This window comes from Pseudomonas sp. RGM2987 (assembly GCF_022952855.1).
Taxonomy (GTDB): domain Bacteria; phylum Pseudomonadota; class Gammaproteobacteria; order Pseudomonadales; family Pseudomonadaceae; genus Aquipseudomonas.
The window spans coordinates 36,946-55,102 of sequence record NZ_JALJDX010000215.1 but is presented as its reverse complement, the minus strand read 5'-3'; the positions used below and the strand labels follow the sequence as shown (position 1 = coordinate 55,102).

14 protein-coding genes are annotated in these 18,157 nt (G+C 63.2%); 5 read left to right on the top strand and 9 right to left on the bottom strand.

The genetic code is table 11. The annotated features are described in order from the left end of the window. Positions 1-18 precede the first annotated feature (18 nt). From nuoM to RGM2987_RS21420, 4 genes are all read left to right on the top strand, one after another. Positions 19-1,551: an NADH-quinone oxidoreductase subunit M gene (gene nuoM / locus RGM2987_RS21435; RefSeq protein WP_245144825.1), complete on the top strand. Its 1,533-nt coding sequence runs from the start codon at positions 19-21 to the stop codon at positions 1,549-1,551. A 7-nt stretch (positions 1,552-1,558) separates the two neighbouring features. Beyond that, positions 1,559-3,022 (top strand): NADH-quinone oxidoreductase subunit NuoN, encoded by a 1,464-nt coding sequence (nuoN, locus tag RGM2987_RS21430; protein ID WP_245144824.1) that lies wholly within the window; start codon positions 1,559-1,561, stop codon positions 3,020-3,022. A 295-nt stretch (positions 3,023-3,317) separates the two neighbouring features. After that, complete coding sequence (locus RGM2987_RS21425) at positions 3,318-4,424, top strand: NAD(P)/FAD-dependent oxidoreductase (RefSeq protein ID WP_245144823.1); 1,107 nt, start codon at positions 3,318-3,320, stop codon at positions 4,422-4,424. A 310-nt stretch (positions 4,425-4,734) separates the two neighbouring features. Then, positions 4,735-5,211 carry a hemerythrin domain-containing protein gene (locus tag RGM2987_RS21420; RefSeq protein ID WP_245144822.1) on the top strand — a complete coding sequence of 159 codons (477 nt, stop codon included), beginning with the start codon at positions 4,735-4,737 and terminating at the stop codon, positions 5,209-5,211. Positions 5,212-5,271: 60 nt separating this feature from the next. On the opposite strand, the gene RGM2987_RS21415 is transcribed toward RGM2987_RS21420, so the two are convergent. The 7 genes from RGM2987_RS21415 to RGM2987_RS21385 all read right to left on the bottom strand — a co-directional run bounded on the left by RGM2987_RS21415 (position 5,272) and on the right by RGM2987_RS21385 (position 12,161). Next, positions 5,272-6,150, bottom strand: coding sequence for a LysR family transcriptional regulator (locus RGM2987_RS21415; RefSeq protein WP_245144821.1), 879 nt, complete (start codon positions 6,148-6,150; stop codon positions 5,272-5,274). A 257-nt stretch (positions 6,151-6,407) separates the two neighbouring features. Beyond that, positions 6,408-7,037, bottom strand: a complete 630-nt coding sequence (ycaC, locus tag RGM2987_RS21410; protein ID WP_245144820.1) for an isochorismate family cysteine hydrolase YcaC — start codon at positions 7,035-7,037, stop codon at positions 6,408-6,410. Positions 7,038-7,180: 143 nt separating this feature from the next. Next, entirely contained in the window at positions 7,181-9,019 is a 1,839-nt protein-coding gene (locus RGM2987_RS21405) for an amidohydrolase (protein ID WP_245144819.1), read from the bottom strand. A gap of 176 nt (positions 9,020-9,195) precedes the next feature. Continuing rightward, complete coding sequence (locus RGM2987_RS21400) at positions 9,196-9,813, bottom strand: antibiotic biosynthesis monooxygenase (protein WP_245144818.1); 618 nt, start codon at positions 9,811-9,813, stop codon at positions 9,196-9,198. Then, entirely contained in the window at positions 9,806-10,219 is a 414-nt protein-coding gene (locus RGM2987_RS21395) for a DoxX family protein (RefSeq protein WP_245144817.1), read from the bottom strand. The genes RGM2987_RS21400 and RGM2987_RS21395 overlap by 8 nt, the downstream gene beginning before the upstream one ends. Continuing rightward, on the bottom strand, positions 10,216-11,163 hold the full coding sequence (locus RGM2987_RS21390; RefSeq protein ID WP_245144816.1) for a LysR family transcriptional regulator: 948 nt from the start codon (positions 11,161-11,163) through the stop codon (positions 10,216-10,218). Before RGM2987_RS21390 ends, RGM2987_RS21395 begins: the two co-directional genes overlap by 4 nt. Positions 11,164-11,339: 176 nt before the next feature. Further along, a complete protein-coding gene (locus tag RGM2987_RS21385; RefSeq protein ID WP_245144815.1) occupies positions 11,340-12,161 on the bottom strand; it encodes an alpha/beta hydrolase in 822 nt (273 codons plus the stop codon). Positions 12,162-12,519: 358 nt separating this feature from the next. On the opposite strand from RGM2987_RS21385, the gene RGM2987_RS21380 reads away from it, so the two are divergent. Continuing rightward, positions 12,520-15,324, top strand: coding sequence for a winged helix-turn-helix domain-containing protein (locus RGM2987_RS21380; RefSeq protein ID WP_245144814.1), 2,805 nt, complete (start codon positions 12,520-12,522; stop codon positions 15,322-15,324). Here RGM2987_RS21380 and RGM2987_RS21375 read toward each other — a convergent pair. Both RGM2987_RS21375 and RGM2987_RS21370 read right to left on the bottom strand, forming a co-directional pair. After that, entirely contained in the window at positions 15,271-16,737 is a 1,467-nt protein-coding gene (locus RGM2987_RS21375) for a winged helix-turn-helix domain-containing protein (RefSeq protein WP_245144813.1), read from the bottom strand. The genes RGM2987_RS21380 and RGM2987_RS21375 overlap by 54 nt on opposite strands. A 186-nt stretch (positions 16,738-16,923) precedes the next feature. Further along, the gene (locus RGM2987_RS21370) at positions 16,924-17,874 is read right to left on the bottom strand and encodes a GlxA family transcriptional regulator (protein ID WP_245144812.1); all 951 of its coding nucleotides are present in this window, start codon (positions 17,872-17,874) and stop codon (positions 16,924-16,926) included. Between the last annotated feature and the right edge of the window lie 283 nt (positions 17,875-18,157).

Genomic DNA, 18,157 nt, shown 5'->3' with positions numbered 1-18,157 from the left:
AAAGGAAACGAGCCCGTCATGATTCTGCCCTGGCTAATCCTGATCCCCTTCATCGGCGGCCTGCTGTGCTGGATCGCGGAGCGTTCCAGCTCCACGCTCCCGCGCTGGATTGCGCTGCTGACCATGTCCCTGGAACTCGCGCTCGGCCTCTGGCTGTGGGCGACCGGCGACTATTCATTTGCCCCGGCGCCTGGCGCCAATCCAATCTGGGCGCTTGAATTCAAGCACCTGTGGATTGAGCGCTTCGGTATCAGCGTGCACCTGGCCCTCGACGGCCTGTCGCTGCTGATGATCCTGCTGACCGGCCTGCTGGGTATACTCTCGGTCCTGTGCTCCTGGAAAGAGATCCAGCGCCACGTCGGCTTCTTCCACCTGAACCTGATGTGGATCCTGGGCGGTGTCGTCGGCGTGTTCCTGGCGTTGGACCTGTTCATGTTCTTCTTCTTCTGGGAAATGATGCTGGTGCCGATGTACTTCCTCATCGCGCTCTGGGGTCACAGCTCGGCGGACGGCAAGAAAACCCGGATCTACGCGGCCACCAAGTTCTTCATCTTCACCCAGGCTTCCGGCCTGATCATGTTGGTGGCGATCCTCGGCCTGGTACTGGTGAACTTCAACAACACCGGCGTGATCACCTTCAACTACGCCGACCTGTTGAAAGTGCAGATGTCGCGCACCACCGAGTACGTGCTGATGCTCGGCTTCTTCATCGCCTTCGCGGTGAAGCTGCCGGTGGTACCGTTCCACTCCTGGCTGCCGGACGCCCACGCCCAGGCGCCGACCGCAGGTTCCGTCGACCTGGCCGGTATCCTGCTCAAGACCGCGGCCTATGGCCTGCTGCGCTTTGCCCTGCCGATGTTCCCCAACGCCTCGGCCGAGTTCGCGCCGATTGCCATGACCCTGGGCCTGATCGGGATTTTCTACGGTGCGTTCCTCGCGTTCGCCCAGACCGACATCAAGCGCCTGATCGCGTTCTCCAGCGTCTCGCACATGGGCTTCGTGCTGATCGGGATCTACTCCGGCAGCCAGTTGGCCCTGCAAGGCGCGGTGATCCAGATGCTGGCCCACGGTCTGTCGGCGGCGGCGCTGTTTATCCTCAGCGGCCAGTTGTACGAACGCCTGCACACCCGGGACATGCGTGAGATGGGTGGCCTGTGGTCGCGCATCGCCTACCTGCCGGCCATCAGCCTGTTCTTCGCTGCCGCTTCCCTGGGCTTGCCGGGCACCGGTAACTTCGTCGGCGAGTTCCTGATCCTGATCGGTTCGTTCGTCAGCGCACCGTGGATCACCGCCATCGCCACCTCCGGCCTGGTGTTCGGTTCGGTCTACTCGCTGATCATGATCCACCGCGCCTACTTCGGCCCGTCCAAGTCGGACGAAGTGCTGCGCGGCATGGACGGTCGCGAACTGATCATGGTGCTTGGCCTTGCGGTGCTGCTGGTGTACCTCGGCGTGTCCCCGCAACCGTTCCTCGACACCTCTGCCGCCACGATGCATGGCGTGCAGCAGTGGCTCGGCACCGCCTTCTCTCAACTCGCTTCGGCCCGGTAAGAGCGCTATGGAATTCACGATTCAACACTTTATCGCGCTTGCGCCGCTGTTGATCACCAGCGCCACGATCATCGTGGTGATGCTGGCGATCGCCTGGCGCCGCAATCACGCCCAGACCTTCCTGCTGTCGGTGGCGGGGCTGAACCTGGCCCTGCTGTCGATCCTGCCGGCCCTGAAAGTCGCACCGTTGGCGGTCACGCCGCTGATCCAGATCGACAGCTTCGCCTGCCTTTACATGGCGTTGATCCTGGTCGCCACCCTGGCCTGCGTCACCCTCGCCCACGCCTACCTGGGCGATGGCGGCTCGGGTTACCCGGGCAACCGCGAAGAACTGTACCTGCTGATCCTGATGGCCGCCGCCGGTGGCCTGGTGCTGGTCGGCGCACAGCACCTGGCCAGCCTGTTCATCGGCCTGGAACTGCTGTCGGTACCGGTCTATGGCCTGGTGGCCTACGCCTTCTTCAACAAGCGCTCGCTGGAAGCCGGCATCAAGTACATGGTGCTGTCGGCGGCCGGTTCCGCGTTCCTGTTGTTCGGCATGGCGCTGCTGTATGCCGAAGCCGGCACCCTGAGCTTCGTCGGCATCGGCCAGGCCCTGGCGGCCACCGGCCTACCAAGCCCGATCGCGCAACTGGGCCTGGGCATGATGCTGATCGGCCTGGCGTTCAAGCTGTCGCTGGTGCCCTTCCACCTCTGGACCCCGGACGTCTACGAAGGCGCCCCGGCGCCAGTGGCGGCGTTCCTCGCCACCGCGTCGAAAGTGGCGGTGTTCGCGGTCATGGTGCGACTGTTCCAGATGTCGCCAGTGGCCAGCAGCGGCGTGCTGAGCAACGTACTGACCATCATCGCCATCGCGTCGATCCTGTTCGGTAACCTGCTGGCACTGACCCAGAGCAACCTCAAGCGTCTGCTGGGTTACTCGTCCATCGCCCACTTCGGCTACCTGCTTATCGCCCTGATCGCCAGCAAAGGCCTGGCCGTGGAAGCCATCGGCGTGTACCTGGTCACCTACGTGATCACCAGCCTTGGCGCGTTCGGCGTGATCACCCTGATGTCCTCGCCGTACAACGGCCGCGACGCCGACGCCCTGTACGAATACCGTGGTCTGTTCTGGCGCCGTCCGTACCTGACCGCCGTGCTGACCGTGATGATGTTGTCCCTGGCCGGCATCCCGCTGACAGCCGGCTTCATCGGCAAGTTCTACATCATCGCCACCGGCGTCGAAGCCCACCAATGGTGGCTGGTCGGCTCCCTGGTGCTGGGCAGTGCCATCGGCGTGTTCTACTACCTGCGCGTCATGGTCACCCTGTATCTGATGGAACCGAACCTGCGCCGCCACGACGCCGAGTTGCACTGGGAACAGAAAGCAGGCGGCGTGATGCTGCTGGCTATCGCCGTCCTGGCGTTCTTCCTCGGTGTGTACCCGCAGCCGTTGCTGACCCTGGTGCAACAGGCTGGCCTGGCGGGTTGATCGTCAGATCGCTGTAGCCCATGAAAAAGCCCGTATCGTGAGATACGGGCTTTTTTTATGCTTGTGTTTACCGGGAGGTAACCGGAACCTTTGTGGCGAGGGAGCTTGCTCCCGCTGGTCTGCGAAGCAGACCCATCGATTTCTACAGGCAGCCCCATTGCGTGGTTTTGCGACTGCTGCGCAGTCGAGCGGGAGCAAGCTCCCTCGCCACGGTCTTGCAGGCTGGGTGACGCTCACTTTCCAGGTGCAGCTACCATGAAGCGGCCAAGGGACCACTCGTGAAGGAGCAACAAGATTGAGCGTCGACATCGAATGTGTAATAGCCGGCGCGGGCATCATTGGTCTTGCCGTGGCCCGGGAAATGGCCCTGGCCGGTCACGAAGTGCTGTTGATCGAAGCTGCCAGTGCCATCGGCACTGTCATCAGTTCGCGCAATTCCGAAGTCATTCATGCCGGCATCTATTACCCGCAGGGCAGTCTCAAGGCGCAGTTGTGTGTCGAAGGCCGGCACCAGCTATACGCTTACTGCGAAAGTCATGGCGTTAGCACCCGCCGGCTCGGCAAGCTGATCGTTGCCACGGATGAGACCCAGGTGGCTGGGATCGAGGCTCTGTTGGAGCGTGGTTTGGCCAATGGCGTGGAGGACCTGCGTCTGCTCGACCGACAGCAGGCGCAAGCGCTGGAGCCGGAGCTGGCGTGCGTCGCGGCGTTGTATTCGCCGTCGACCGGGATTGTCGATTCCCATGCCCTGATGTTGGCCTTGCAGGGCGATGCCGAGGCCGCTGGCGCGACGGTGGCATTCCATACGCCGCTGTTGAGTGCATGCGTCACCACAGATGGCTTTAGGCTAGAGCTGGGCGGCACGGCGCAGATGGGCTTGTCTTGTCGGCGACTGATCAATGCCACCGGCCTGCAGGCCCCTGCCCTCGCCCGCTGCATCGAAGGCCTGTCGCCGCAGTCAGTGCCGGACGATTATTTGTGCAAGGGCAGCTACTTCAGCCTCAGCGGGCGGGCGCCGTTCCGGCATCTGGTCTATCCCGCTCCAGAAGCCGCCGGCCTGGGCATCCACATGACCCTGGACCTGGCGGGCCAGGCGCGTTTCGGGCCTGACGTCGAATGGGTCGAGAAGCAGGACTACCGTGTCGACCCGACCCGGGCCGAAGCGTTTTACCCGGCGATTCGCACATACTGGCCGGGCCTGCCGGACCGGAGCCTGCACGCCGACTACAGCGGTATCCGGCCTAAGATTTCGGCACCCGGCGAACCTGCCCATGACTTTCTGATCAGCAGCGCCGCCGAACATCAGGTGCCTGGGCTGATCAACCTGTTCGGCATCGAATCGCCGGGGTTGACGTCCTGCCTGGCGATTGCCGGACGGGTTCGGCAGTTGCTCGACAACTGAGCTGCGAATTCGCTGTGGGAGCGAGCCTGCTCGCGATGAGGCCAGACCAGCCGACATCATCATTGGCTGCACAATCGCTATCGCGAGCAGGCTCGCTCCCACAGGGCTTCGGTCAGGGCAACGCAAAGTGCAAGGCACTTTGGCCCCGCTTCATGCAGCCTGCACGATGGCAAAAATAGCGACAATCGCAACACACTGTTTTTAAACGAATTTAAAAACCATCACAGCTGGCATGGCTCATGCAATTTACCTGTTACGTGGCGTCGGCGCTTGAAGCCGGCCCGCATCCGTGAATTGCCAGGAGCTACTAATGAACGCCATCGACCTGTTGAAAGCCGACCACGAACGCGTCAAAGCCATTCTGACTCAACTGAGCGAATCCACCGACCGCGCAGTGAAGAAACGCACTGACCTGTTGGCTAAACTCGAAATGGAAGTCTCTATCCATACCCGCCTGGAAGAAGAGATTCTGTACCCGGCCTTCAAGGAAGCCGGTGGCAAGGAACAGGCCGAAATGTACTACGAGGCCAAGGAAGAGCATCGCACCGTCGATTCCCTGGTGCTGCCGGACCTGAAAACCACCGACCCGACCCAACCTGAGTTCGCCGGTCGGGTGAAAGTGGTCAAGGAACTGCTGGAGCACCACATCGAGGAAGAAGAGAAGGAAATGTTCCCCGAAGCGAAAAAGCTGCTGGGCAAGGCCAAGCTCGATGCCCTGGGTGAACAGATGGAAGCCATGAAAGCGCAGTACAAGAAAGAATTGAGCAGCGCCAATATCGCCGCCTGATCCGCTCAAGCGCCGTGAACGCTCCAGCCGTCCCATGACGGTTGGACGCGTTTCGGCGCTTTATTGCATCTGCTCGCGCAAGAATTCCACCAGCGCCTGCACCGGCCGTGAGCCTTGCCGATGTTGCGGGTACACCGCCGACAACGTCAGCGGCTCGGGCTCGAAACCCGCCAGCACCTGGATCAACCGACCGTCCTTCAGCGCATCGCCGAGAATGAACGTCGGCAGATAGGTCACGCCCATGCCGGCGATTGCCGCATCCCTGAGGACATCGCCGTTGTTGGCGCGCATCCGTCCCGTGACTTCCAGGGTCAACGACTTGCCGACGCCGCCGAAACGCCACTGGACCTGACGGCTGTGGCCGTAGGGCAGGCAATCATGCTCACGCAGGTCTTCGGGCCGTGTCGGGGCGCCGCGTTGCGCCAGGTAGGCCGGGCTGGCGCAGTACACCCGTTCGATGGTGGCGATGCGCCGGGCGATCAGGGTCGAGTCCTCCAGCACACCGATGCGCAGCGCCAGGTCATAGCCCTCCCCCAGCAAGTCCACCGGACGGTCACTCAGGTCGGCTTCGACGCTGACGCCTGGATGGCGCTGCAGAAACAGCGGCAGCAAGCTGCCCAAGTGCGACACCGCAAACGACAGCGGCGCGCTGAGGCGGATCGTGCCACGGGGCTCGCTGGTCTGGCCGCTGATGCCCTGCTCCACCTGTTCCAACTCACCCAGCAGGCGCTGCGCCGACTCGTAATAGCGCTGGCCCAGGGGCGTGACATCCAGGCGCCGCGTCGAGCGGTTGAGCAGACGCACACCCAAGCGCTGCTCCAGCTCCATGAGCCTGCGACTGACAAACTGCTTGGACAGCCCCAGCTTGTCCGCCGCAGCGGTGAAACTGCCCGACTCCATGACCTGGGCAAAGATGCGCATTTCTTCGAAGGGGTTCATTGGGGATCCGCGGGTGAATAATCAAGAACTTTATAAAGGTGTTCAGGTTGAACTCAACCCTGTGGCGAGGGGATTTATCCCCGCTGGGCTGCGCAGCAGACCTGATAACTGACTCAGATAAACAGTCTGACACACCAGGCGATCAACTTTGGGGCTGCTCCGCAGCCCAGCGGGGATAAATCCCCTCGCCACAGGTTTTCGCCAGGCAAAAAGATGCCCGCACGATGGCGGGCACCCGTTTAGCCAGTGAGCTCAGCTTACTTGGCAGTCAACGCCGAGTAGCTGTTCATCAGGTTGCGGTAGTTCGGAATGCGCTGGGACAGCAGGTTGCCCAGGCCTTCGATGTCGTTGCGCCAGTCACGGTGCAGCTCACAGGCCACCGAGAACCAGTTCATCATCTGCGCGCCGGCAGCGGTCATGCGCACCCAGGCAGCTTGCTGCACGGTTTCGTTGAAGGTGCCCGAAGCGTCGGTGACGACGAACACATCGAAACCTTCCGCCAGGGCCGACAGGGTCGGGAATGCCACGCAGACATCGGTTACTACGCCAGCGATGATCAGTTGCTTGCGGCCGGTGGCCTTGATCGCCTTGACGAAGTCTTCGTTGTCCCAGGCATTGATCTGGCCTGGACGCGGGATGTACGGCGCGTCCGGGAACATTTCCTTGAGCTCCGGTACGATCGGGCCGTTAGGGCCTTTTTCGAAGCTGGTGGTCAGGATGGTCGGCAGTTCGAAGAACTTCGCCAGGTCAGCCAGGGCCAGCACGTTGTTCTTGAACTCGTTCGGCGAGAAATCCTGGACCAGGGAAATCAGGCCGGTCTGGTGATCGACCAGCAGGACGACCGCGTCATCTTTGTTCAGACGGTTGTAGGTAGGAACGTTGCTCATGGGATGACTCCTTTGGATGGATGTTACGAAACCTTGTGGGAGCGGGCTTGCTCGCGAGAGCGGTGTGTCAGATTACGAAGTTGTCGGATGCGCCAACGTCTTCGCGAGCAAGCCCGCTCCCACAGGGGAAATGGATCATTCAGTCAGAACGCAAAGCACGAACAGCCGAACGCGCCCCAGAAGCCTTGGAAATCACTGACCGGCACGTTCGACAGGCGCGCGCGTTCATGGCTGTGGGAATGCACGGTGCACGGGCCGCTGCACTGGTGAACCTGAGCCTGCAACGGCGAGTTCGGGCGCCAGTGGCCTGGGACCTTGACCACCGGCGACCAGTCCGGCAGCACCGGGACGCTGGCCGGGCCGAGTTTTTCGAAGTCACCGGCGGCGTACACCACCTTGCCGTCGACCACGGTCAGCACGGACTCGATCCACTTGATGGCTTCTTCCTCGACGCTGAAGAAATCCGCGCTCAGGGCCGCCAGGTCCGCCAGTTGGCCGACCTTGATCTGGCCTTTCTTGCCCTGCTCCGAGGAGAACCAGGCGCTGCCATGGGTAAACAGCTCCAGTGCGGTCAGGCGCGGCAGGCCTTCTTCGTGCAGCGACAGGCCGCCGACGGTGCGCCCGCTGACCATCCAGTACAGCGAGGTCCACGGGTTGTAGCTCGACACCCGGGTGGCGTCGGTGCCGGCGCCCACCGGCACGCCTTCGGCGAGCATGCGCTTGATCGGCGGCGTGGCTTCGGCGGCCTTGGCGCCGTAGCGGTCGACGAAGTACTCACCCTGGAACGCCATGCGGTCCTGGATCGCGATGCCGCCGCCCAGGGCCCGGACCCGCTCGATGTTCTTCGGCGTGATGGTCTCGGCATGGTCGAAAAACCACGGCAGGCCGTTGAACGGGATGTCGCGGTTGACCTTCTCGAACACATCGAGCATGCGGCTGATGGATTCGTCATAGGTGGCGTGCAGGCGGAACGGCCAGCGCTGCTCGACCAGGTGGCGCACCACCGGTTCCAGATCCTGCTCCATGCCTGGCGGCAGGTCCGGACGCGGCTCCAGGAAGTCCTCGAAATCCGCTGCCGAGAACACCAGCATCTCGCCGGCGCCGTTGTGCCGCAGGAAGTCGTCGCCCTGGTGCAGCTTGACGCTGCCGGTCCAGTTCTTGAAGTCGCTGAGTTCTTCCTTGGGCTTCTGGGTGAACAGGTTGTAGGCGATGCGCACCGTCAACTGCTGTTCGCGAGCCAACTGCTCGATCACCGCGTAATCGTCCGGGTAGTTCTGGAAGCCGCCGCCGGCGTCGATGGCGCTGGTCAGGCCCAGGCGATTGAGTTCACGCATGAACTGGCGGGTGGAGTTGACCTGATATTCCAGCGGCAGCTTCGGCCCTTTGGCGAGGGTCGAATACAGGATCATTGCGTTAGGCCGCGCCACCAGCATGCCGGTCGGCTCGCCCTTGCTGTCGCGCACGATCTCGCCACCCGGCGGGTTCGGCGTGTCACGGGTGTAACCGGCCACGCGCAGCGCGGCGCGGTTGAGCAAGGCGCGGTCATACAGGTGCAACACGAACACCGGGGTATCGGGCGCGGCCTGGTTGAGTTCCTCCAGGGTCGGCATGCGTTTTTCGGCGAACTGGAATTCGTTCCAGCCGCCCACCACGCGCACCCATTGAGGCGTAGGCGTGCGGTCGGCTTGGTCCTTGAGCATGCGCAAGGCATCGGCCAGGGACGGCACGCCTTCCCAACGCAGTTCCAGGTTGTAGTTCAAGCCACCGCGGATCAGGTGCAGGTGCGAGTCGTTGAGCCCGGGGATAACCGTGCGGCCCTTGAGGTCGATGACCTGGGTACCACTGCCACGCAAGGCCATGGCCTCGGCGTCGGTGCCCACCGCAACGAACTTGCCCTGGCTGATGGCGACGGCGCTGGCACGGGGGTTTTCACGGTCTACGGTGTGGAACTGGCCATTGAACAGAATCAGATCGGCGTTCATCGGATTTTCCTTCAGCAATGGATGTGCAAGCACATCAGAAAATAAATTCGGTTCGTGGCGAGGGAGCTTGCTCCCGCTGGGGCGCGAAGCGGCCCTGAGCTTTTTGGGGCGGCTGCGCCACCCAGCGGGAGCAAGCTCCCTCGCCACGGCAAGCTCCCTCGCCACAACGGGGTTCGCTAGGGTTTCAGCTGTTCGTGCGCCTTCGAGGCTTCCAGCCACGGCGCGAACAACCGGGTCGCCAGCGGCATGCACACGTAACAGACCGAGAGCACGATGGTGACCGTGATCAGGAACGTGGCGACCACGTAGTTGGACAGGAACGCGTTGAGTTGCAGGACCGGCCCCCAGATCAGCGGCACCAGCAAGGTGTGCGGCAAGATCACCAGCAGCGTCACCACGGCCTGCTTCCAGCGCGGCGGCGGCGTGGAGGCATCGGCCAGCGGGGCGAACCAGAACTCCTTGTGGGACCCGACTTCAGTCAGGTCACCGTCGGCCAGCAACGGCGTGGCTTCGTCGATCAACTGCCGGCGCTCAGGGGAGTCCAGCCAGCGTTGCATGGCCTCGGTGGAGCGGAAACGCAGCACGCAGGTGAACAGCGACAGCCCGCCCTGCTTGCCCCGGACCACATCCACGCCCAGGTGCCCCGGCCAGCCACCGGCAACGGTCACGGTGCGGCGCAGCCAGGCCTCGTAGGCCGCATCCTGACCGGCCTTGACCCGGTGCTTGACCACCAGGGTGACGATTTCATCGGCACCGGGTTTGGCGGTGGTTTCGAGGGTTTGAGATTCAGACATAGCGAAGCACTCCAGCAAAACGCGCGTTGATTGCCAGACGCCCAGGCCCGGCGATCAAGACGCTGGTAAAGATGATCAGCAGCAGCCAGCCGAACTGCCCTTCTTCCAGGCTCCACTGTGGGTGAACCACCAGCAGGGCGACGGCCAGCAAAAACAGGATGGGCAAGCAGGCCAGGCGCACCAGGACGCCAGCCATGATCAGCAACGGACAAAGCACCTCGGCGAAAATCGCCAGGATCAGGGTCGGTGCAGCACCGAGATGGAACGGATCTTCGATCCGGGTCAGCTCGACGCTGTAGTGCAACAGCTTCGGCAACCCATGGACCCAGAGCAGGAACAGCGCGCCGCTCAAGCGCAGGAACAGCAAGCCCAGGTCCTGCAACGGGCGTTCATCGGCAAGGTTCATCGGTGGTCTCCGACCGGCTGCGCCGAAGCGGCCGCCGGCAACGGTTGGGACATGTGCGTGGCGATGCGCGAGCGCAGCCAGCGTTCGGCGGGGTCGTTGTCGTGCACGCCGCTCCAGACCATCGACAATTCAGCGGCATTGATTTCGAACGGCGGATCTTCGGCGCGCAATCCGCAGCCCTCCACCAGCGCGCAGGCGGCGTAGTCAGGCACGGTAGCGATCAGCTCGGTGCCGGCCAGCAAGGCCCGCAGGCCACTGAATTGCGGCACCGCCAACACCACCTTGCGGGTGCGGCCGATACGCGCCAGGTCCAGGTCGATGTTGCCGCTCAGATCGCCGGAGAACGACACCATGGCATGGGGCCGTTCGCAGTATTCGTCCAAGGTCAGCGGTCCCGGGCGCTTGTCGCCGCGCAGGACCTTGCAAGGGATATCCCGCAGCTTCTTGCGCTTGGCATTGGCCGGCAGGTCGGTGGTGTAGCTGACGCCGACGCTGATTTCACCACTGGCCAGCAGCGACGACATCAGCAAGAAATTGGCCCGGCGCACCACCACGATGATGCCCGGCGCTTCTTCGCGCAGTTGCATCAGCAGCGGTGGAAACAGGCCGAACTCGGCATCGTCGGACAGGCCGACGCGAAACACGTCGCAACTGGTGGACGGATCGAACGCCTTGGCCCGGCTCACCGCGCCGGAAATGGTGTCCATGGCCGGTTGCAGTTCCTTGAGAATGGCCAAGGCCCGTGGGGTCGGCTCCATGCCGCGACCGTGACGGATCAGCAGCGGGTCATCGAACAGATCCCGCAACCGTCCCAACGCAGCGCTTACCGCCGGCTGGCCCATGAACAGCTTTTCGGCGACGCGGGTCAGGTTCTTCTCGAACATCAACGCCTCGAAAATCACCAGCAGGTTCATGTCGAGACGGCGTAGATCGTTGCGATTCATGTTTTTTTTGATCCTGTTGAATTCCAGGGGGCGGTGGAGTCCCTGTGGGAGCGGGCTTGCTCGCGAAGGCGCATCGACATTCAACATCTTCGTCGACTGACACATCGCTTTCGCGAGCAAGCCCGCTCCCACATGAAATCTGTGCTTGCCTCATGGCATTAGGGCAAGCCCCCCCTTCAGCCCTGGATAAACGCCAGCAAATCAGCGTTCAGCCGGTCCTTGTGGGTATCGGTCAGGCCATGGGGCGCGCCGGGGTAGACCAGCAGTTGGGAGTTCTTGAGCAGCTTGGCGGCGGCGATGCCGGCGGCTTCGATGGGCACCACCTGGTCATCATCGCCATGCACCACGAGGGTTGGCACATCGATGTTGCGCAGGTCTTCGGTCAGATCGGTCTCCGAAAACGCCTTGATGCAGTCATAGGTGTTCTTGTGGCCGGCGAGCATGCCTTGCATCCAGAACCAGTCGATCATGCCCTGGGAAACCTTGGCGCCCGGACGGTTGGCGCCGAAAAAGGCACTGGCCACATCTTTGTATAGCTGAGAACGGTCAGCCAGTGAGGCCTGGCGGAAACCGTCGAACACTTCGACGGGCAAGCCGCCGGGGTTGGCCGCGGTCCGCACCATCAACGGCGTCACCGCTGAAATCAGGCCGAGCTTGGCGACGCGTGCGGCGCCATGGCGACCGATGTAGCGCGTCACTTCGCCACCGCCGGTGGAGAAGCCGAGCAGCACGGCATCCTTCAAGTCCAGGCGTTCGATCAGCTCGGCCAAGTCATCGGCGTAGGTGTTCATGTCGTTGCCGTCCCAGGGCTGACTGGAACGTCCGTGACCACGACGGTCATGAGCAATCACCCGGTAACCGTTGGATGCCAGGAACATCATCTGCGCTTCCCAGCTGTCCGAGTTCAACGGCCAGCCGTGGCTGAACACCACCGGCTGCCCACTGCCCCAGTCCTTGTAGTAGATCTCGGTGCCGTCGCGGGTGATGAAGGTGCTCATGGCATGACTTCCTTGCGGTGATTGGGAGGCCTTCATGGTCCGGTCAGACGCGACAGCGGCGTGAGTTAAACGTTGTTAATTTTTCAGAACCCGAGTGTTAAATGACCTCCGCTCTTGTGGCGAGGGAGCTTGCTCCCGCTGGGTTGCGCAGCAACCCCGGATTGTCACCTCACTGTGTCAGATTGATCAGCAGCCGGACTTCGAGGGCCGCTTCGCAGCCCAGCGGGAGCAAGCTCCCTCGCCACGGTTGCGCGCCGCAAAGCCTGCGCCAGACGCCTTCACCGTTGCGCTCAACGCAAAACCTGAGGAACATGCTCGGATAAAGCCCATGCACCGGGAAAAGCACATTGAGAGCACCATGAGCCAACCCCTCACCCTGCCCGTCGAACAGACGGTGCATTTCGGCCCTTACCAGGTCCATCCTCGCCAGCGTGTGGTACTGGAGGGCGGGCAACCGCTGCGCCTGGGACGGCGGGCCGTGGAGATCCTGCTGGTGCTGCTCGAGCACGCCCCAGAGGTGGTGAGCAAACAACAGCTGATCGCCCGGGTCTGGCCCAGGAGTGTGGTGGAAGACACCAACCTGCGGGTGCACGTCGCGGCTTTGCGCAAGGCATTGGGGGACGGTCAGGCCGGGCAGCGCTACATCGTCACCGTGGCGCAGCGCGGCTACAGTTTCGTCGCGCCAGTGTCCGCCGAGCCCCTCGCGCCATTGGTGGACATCGCGCCATCGTCAGCGACCCACAACCTGCCCCTGCGGCGGACTCGGATGATCGGGCGCCAGGCGGTGGTGGAGAGCCTGGTGGAACAGCTGCCGCGCAAGCGCTTCATCACCCTGGTCGGGACCGGCGGCATCGGCAAGACCACCGTCGCCCTGCGCGTCGCCGAACGACTGATCGATCACTACCGCGACGGCACTTATCTACTGGATTTGGCCTTGCTCAACGATCCAGCCATGATCGCTCCCGACCTGTGCGTCCTGCTGGATCTGCCACTGCCGGACACTGATCAGCCGGATGCCATCGCCCGCCAGCTCAAGGAACGGCATCTGCTGCTGGTGATCGACAACTGCGAGCACCTGATCGACGCCGTGGCCCAGCTGTGCGAAACCCTGCTGCGCGGCGCCCCGCACCTGCATATCCTGGCCACCAGCCGTGAAGGCCTGCGGGCCGAAGGCGAGCACGTGCAGCGCCTGGACTCCCTGGCATTTCCACCCCGTGAGATGCCCATCGAGGGCTACCCGGCTCTCGAATACCCGGCGCTGCAACTGTTTGCCGAGCGAGCGATGGCCAGTCAGGAGGATTTCGAACTCACTGATCTCGAAGTGCCTCTGGTGGCGGACATTTGCCAGCGATTGGACGGGATTCCCCTCGCCATTGAACTGGCCGCCGCGCAAATGGGCCGCTTCGGGTTGGAGGAGCTACACCGGCAACTGCAAGGCAGCGTAGCCCTGCTACACACCGATACCGACGTCGCACCGCGCCAGCAAACCCTGCGCGCCACACTGGACTGGAGCTTCGCCTTGCTCACCGTGTGCGAACAGATCTGTCTGCGACGGCTGGCGGTGTTCATGGGCAGTTTCAACCTGACGTCTGCCGCAGCCGTCATCGTTGGTCCCCATGTCGCCCCCGACCAGGTGCTGGTGTCCATCAGCCAACTGGTCGCCAAATCACTGCTAAACGTCGAGGTTGGCGACGAAGAAGTGCGCTATCGCCTACTCGACACCACCCGCAGCTACGCCTTGGAAAAACTCGCCGCCGCCGGTGAACTGGCGGCCAGCCAGGAACGCCATGCCGAGCGTTGCCTGGCGCTGATGGAGCAAGCCGAAAACGATTGGGAAACCACCCCCACGCCGCTGTGGATCACGCGCTACGCGGCCTATCGCGATGACATCCGTGCCGCTCTGGACCGGGGGCTGGCACCCGATGGGTCGCATACGGTGGCCGTGCGCCTGACTGCACGCACCCTGCCCCTCTGGCAGGAACTGTCACTGGTCAAGGAACACGGACTTTACGTCACCAAGGCCCGGCAGTTGCTGCGGGCCAGCCCGGCGCCGTGTCCCCGGCTGAGCCTGGCCCTGGAGCTGGCCCACGCCAGTTTCAGCTACCACACCGAAGGCGGCACGCCGGCCACGATCGGCGCCTTTGTCGCCGCTCGGCAACTGGCGCAGCACTGCCAGAACCGCGCCGGCGAACTGCGGGCGGTGTCGGGGCACATGGCGGTCAGCCTCAGTTGCGGGAACTACCGGCAAGCGCTGGAACAAAGCCAGGATTTCGACCGGCTCGGCCCCCAGGGCGACCCGGTGCTGTCTTTGAGCGCCCAGCGCCTGCGGGTGCTGGCGCTGCATTTTGCCGGCGACCAGGGCGCGGCTCGACAGGAGGCCGAGCAGGTCATCCAGCGCCTGGCCCAGAACGGCCATCTCAGCCGCTTCACCCACGGTTTCGGCGTACAGTACGACCAGAGCGTGGCCTCGCTGACGTCCCTGGCGCGCATCCTCTGGCTGCAAGGTTTTGCCGAAAGAGCCCGACGGGCAGCCGACCTCGCCCTGCAAATCGCCTTGCAGATCAACCATGGCACTTCAATCTGCTACACCCTGGCGTTGGCCGGCTGCGCGATTGCGCACTACAACGGCGATCATGGCACGGCTCGGGAACGGCTGGAGATGTTGCGATACCAGGCCACCAAGCATTCGGTGATCCTGTTTCATCACTGGGCCCGCCATTACGACAGCGCATTCAACGGTGGCACCCTTGAGGTGAATCCGGTCAACGGGTTGATCGGGGATGTCGTCGTGACCCTACGCACCGATCTGGTCAACGACGCGCAAGTCGAACGCGCCCGCAGTGGCGCGGCGGGCTGGTGCTCGGCAGAAATCCTGCGGGCCGGCGCCGAAACCCTGCTGGCCACGAACGAGCCGTGCGTTGACGGCCGTGCGGAGGAACAACTGGTGGCGGCCCTTGCCATAGCCCGCGATCAAGCCGCCCTGGCCTGGGAGCTGCGCAGCGCCACGTCCCTGGCGCGGCTATGGCAACGCCAGGGTCGCGAGTCGGCGGCGCAGCAATTGCTCGACTCGGTCTATCGCCGCTTCACCGAAGGCTTCGACACACCCGACCTAGTGCAGGCCAACGCGCTGCTCCAGGCCCTGTCTGGACGCTGCGGGGCTTGAACGAGCCGGCGTCCAGGCGTCCTGCAGGACATAACGCCGATGATACGAATGCCAATGTCCGCTGCGCCGCAGCTTTTCCAAGGCATAGGCTCGGGTGGTATGAAGCCAGCGAAAACGCACCCCACTGGCGCACTGCTCGACCATCAACAATGACTGGCTCGCCAACCGTGACAGTAGCCATGGCAACTGCTCGGCATCCAGCTCAGGGCAACTGACCACGGCCTTCACCGCGTTGACGGTAAAAGGCCGATCAAAGACCGCCAGGCGCTGGAACAGCACCTGCTCATTGGCATCCAGACGCTCGAAGCTCCAATCCAGCAGCGCTTCCAGGCTCCGGTGACGGGGCACCGCTGTGCGTCGCCCGTGACTCAGTAACGATAGCCCATGATCCAACTGCTCCAGCACCCCGGCCACGCCCAGGGCGCTGACCTGGGCGGCCGCCAATTCCAGGGCCAGGGGCAAGCCGTCCAGCCGCTGGCAGATCTGCGCAACCGCCACCAGGTCGCGGTCACTGGGTTTGAAACCTTGCTGCCGGGCGCCAACCCGCTCGACCAGCAACTGCACCGCCGGGCATGCCAGTAGCTGATGCTCTGGCTCAAGGGGTGAGGCCAACGCCAGGCCAGGCAGTTGCACCACATGTTCGCCGGCGAGGTTCAGCGCTTCGCGGCTGCTCAACAACAACGCCACACCCGGTGCCGCGGCCCGTAACGCCAGGGCCAGCTCGCGGCAGGCGTCGAGCAGGTGTTCGCAGCCATCGAGCACCAACAGCATTCGCCGGGGCTTGAGTTGCCGGCTCAAGGCGTCGGGCTCAAGACCCAGTGTGCAAGCGATGCCGGCGCGGACCTGGGAGGGATCAGCGACGGCCGTCAGGTCGACAAACCAGGCGCCGTCGTCAAAGTGTTCGAGTAAAAGCTCCGCCACTCGCAGCACGACGGTGGATTTGCCGACACCGCCCGGGCCGGTCACGGTGGTCAGGCCCTGGCGCGGCACCTCGGCCAGCAACCGGCCGAGCACTTTGTCGCGGCCAATGACCGGGCTCAGGCGTGCGGGCAGGTTGTGTTTTTCGATCGGTGCCGTGGACATCACCGGTGCGACAAAACAATAGCCCTGCCGGGGATCATTGAGGATGTACTGGCAACCGTCGCGCCCATCGACGAATGCCCGGCGCAGGGCCGCGATGTGTACCCGCAGGTTGATGTCCTCGACGACGCTGTCCGGCCAGACCCGGGTGATCAGTGCTTGTTTGCTGACATAACCCCCCGCGTGTTCCACCAGCACTTGCAGAATGTCCAGCGCCCGCCCGCCCAATGCCAGGGGTTCGCCGTCGCGGGTGACCAGTCGCTGCTGCCGGTAGAAGGCAAACGGGCCGAAGCCCACCGCCGGTTCGGTGTCGGGTTTGACGAAACTGTTCATCAGCGATCCAGTGCCGGATAACCGGTGGTGGCATCGCGTCGTGGGTCATCGAAACGCGTCTACCCCGGCTCCTGCGCATCCTTTCCAGAGGGTTCGCGTCTATCTTGGCAGCCCACGACCAGAGAACAATGCTGGCACAGGACGCATCACGGACATATCGGTGCCCTGGACGGACACATCTGTCACTCAACTGAATTGCTGGCGGTACTGCACCGGGGTCAGGCCGAGTTTTTCGCTGAACAGCGAGCGCATGTGCCGCACACTGCCGAAACCGCTGCGAAACGCCACGGTCTTGAGGGGCAAGTCAGTGCCCTCCAGCAACTGCCGGGCCCGGTCGATACGCGCCCCTTGCAGGAACTCCATCGGCGTCATCTTCACTTCGCGGGCGAATGTGCGGGCGAAATGCCGCGAACTCATGGACGCCAGTGCCGCCATGCGCTCGATGGTGAACGGTTCCTCAAGATGCTCCATCACGTAGTTCTGTACCCGGGTGACGGCCGTCTCCTGTGCGCCAATCGCCGCTACCAACGGACTGAACTGCGCCTGTCCGCCCTGGCGCTTCATGACTACCAGCAGCACCTTGGCTACATCCAATGCGACTTTGCGTCCGTAATCCTGGGCGACGATGGACAGCGCCAGGTCGATCCCTGCGGTGACGCCGCCCGACGTGAACAGGCGCCGGTCCTGCAGGAAAATCTTGTCGGTTTCCACCAAGGCCTTGGGGAAACGCCGGATCAGCCGCTCGGTGTAATGCCAGTGGGTGGTGACGCGGTAGCCATCGAGCAAACCGGCCTCCCCCAATACGAAGGCACCGGTGCAAACGGAACCGTAGCGTGTCGCCCGCTGCGCGGCGGCCCGCAGCCAGGTATGCAGCCCCGGATGCTGATTGTCATAGGCCCCTGGCCCGCCCGGCACCAACAACACATCGTAGGCCGCCCAAGCCTGGTCAATATGGATGTCGGCCTGCACCATCACGCCGTTGGACGCCCGCAACGCCCCGCGCTCGGTGCCCAGGGTCAGTAATTGATAACGTTGGTTCGCTTCGAGGTATCGATTGGCGATGGAAAACACTTCCAGAGGCCCGGCCATGTCGAGCAGCAGGAAATCCGGGAACAGCACCATTGCAACGGTTTTCATGGGTAAAACGCCAAAAAATCCAGGGAAACGCGGTGAAGCCTGACGGCTGACAATCTACAGATTGCATCTTCCCTTGTGGGAGCGGGCTTGCTCGCGAAGACGGTATAGCAGTCAATGCAGATGTTGAATGTGATGCCCTCTTCGCGAGCAAGCCCGCTCCCACAAGGGGTCAAGTCGGCCGGTAGATCAGGCCCCTCCATTATGTCGAAGCGAAGCACCACCGGGTAGACTTCATACATTGTCCACTCAAAGCGGACAGTATTTCACTTTCCACCCGCTTATT

Excerpts from the sequence above, each read along its gene's own strand:
- nuoM (WP_245144825.1), top strand. The coding sequence starts at position 19 with ATGATTCTGCCCTGGCTAATCCTGATCCCCTTCATCGGCGGCCTGCTG.
- nuoN (WP_245144824.1), top strand. The coding sequence starts at position 1,559 with ATGGAATTCACGATTCAACACTTTATCGCGCTTGCGCCGCTGTTGATC.
- RGM2987_RS21420 (WP_245144822.1), top strand. The coding sequence starts at position 4,735 with ATGAACGCCATCGACCTGTTGAAAGCCGACCACGAACGCGTCAAAGCC.
- RGM2987_RS21415 (WP_245144821.1), bottom strand. The coding sequence starts at position 6,150 with ATGAACCCCTTCGAAGAAATGCGCATCTTTGCCCAGGTCATGGAGTCG.
- ycaC (WP_245144820.1), bottom strand. The coding sequence starts at position 7,037 with ATGAGCAACGTTCCTACCTACAACCGTCTGAACAAAGATGACGCGGTC.
- RGM2987_RS21405 (WP_245144819.1), bottom strand. The coding sequence starts at position 9,019 with ATGAACGCCGATCTGATTCTGTTCAATGGCCAGTTCCACACCGTAGAC.
- RGM2987_RS21400 (WP_245144818.1), bottom strand. The coding sequence starts at position 9,813 with ATGTCTGAATCTCAAACCCTCGAAACCACCGCCAAACCCGGTGCCGAT.
- RGM2987_RS21395 (WP_245144817.1), bottom strand. The coding sequence starts at position 10,219 with ATGAACCTTGCCGATGAACGCCCGTTGCAGGACCTGGGCTTGCTGTTC.
- RGM2987_RS21390 (WP_245144816.1), bottom strand. The coding sequence starts at position 11,163 with ATGAATCGCAACGATCTACGCCGTCTCGACATGAACCTGCTGGTGATT.
- RGM2987_RS21385 (WP_245144815.1), bottom strand. The coding sequence starts at position 12,161 with ATGAGCACCTTCATCACCCGCGACGGCACCGAGATCTACTACAAGGAC.
- RGM2987_RS21380 (WP_245144814.1), top strand. The coding sequence starts at position 12,520 with ATGAGCCAACCCCTCACCCTGCCCGTCGAACAGACGGTGCATTTCGGC.
- RGM2987_RS21375 (WP_245144813.1), bottom strand. The coding sequence starts at position 16,737 with ATGAACAGTTTCGTCAAACCCGACACCGAACCGGCGGTGGGCTTCGGC.
- RGM2987_RS21370 (WP_245144812.1), bottom strand. The coding sequence starts at position 17,874 with ATGAAAACCGTTGCAATGGTGCTGTTCCCGGATTTCCTGCTGCTCGAC.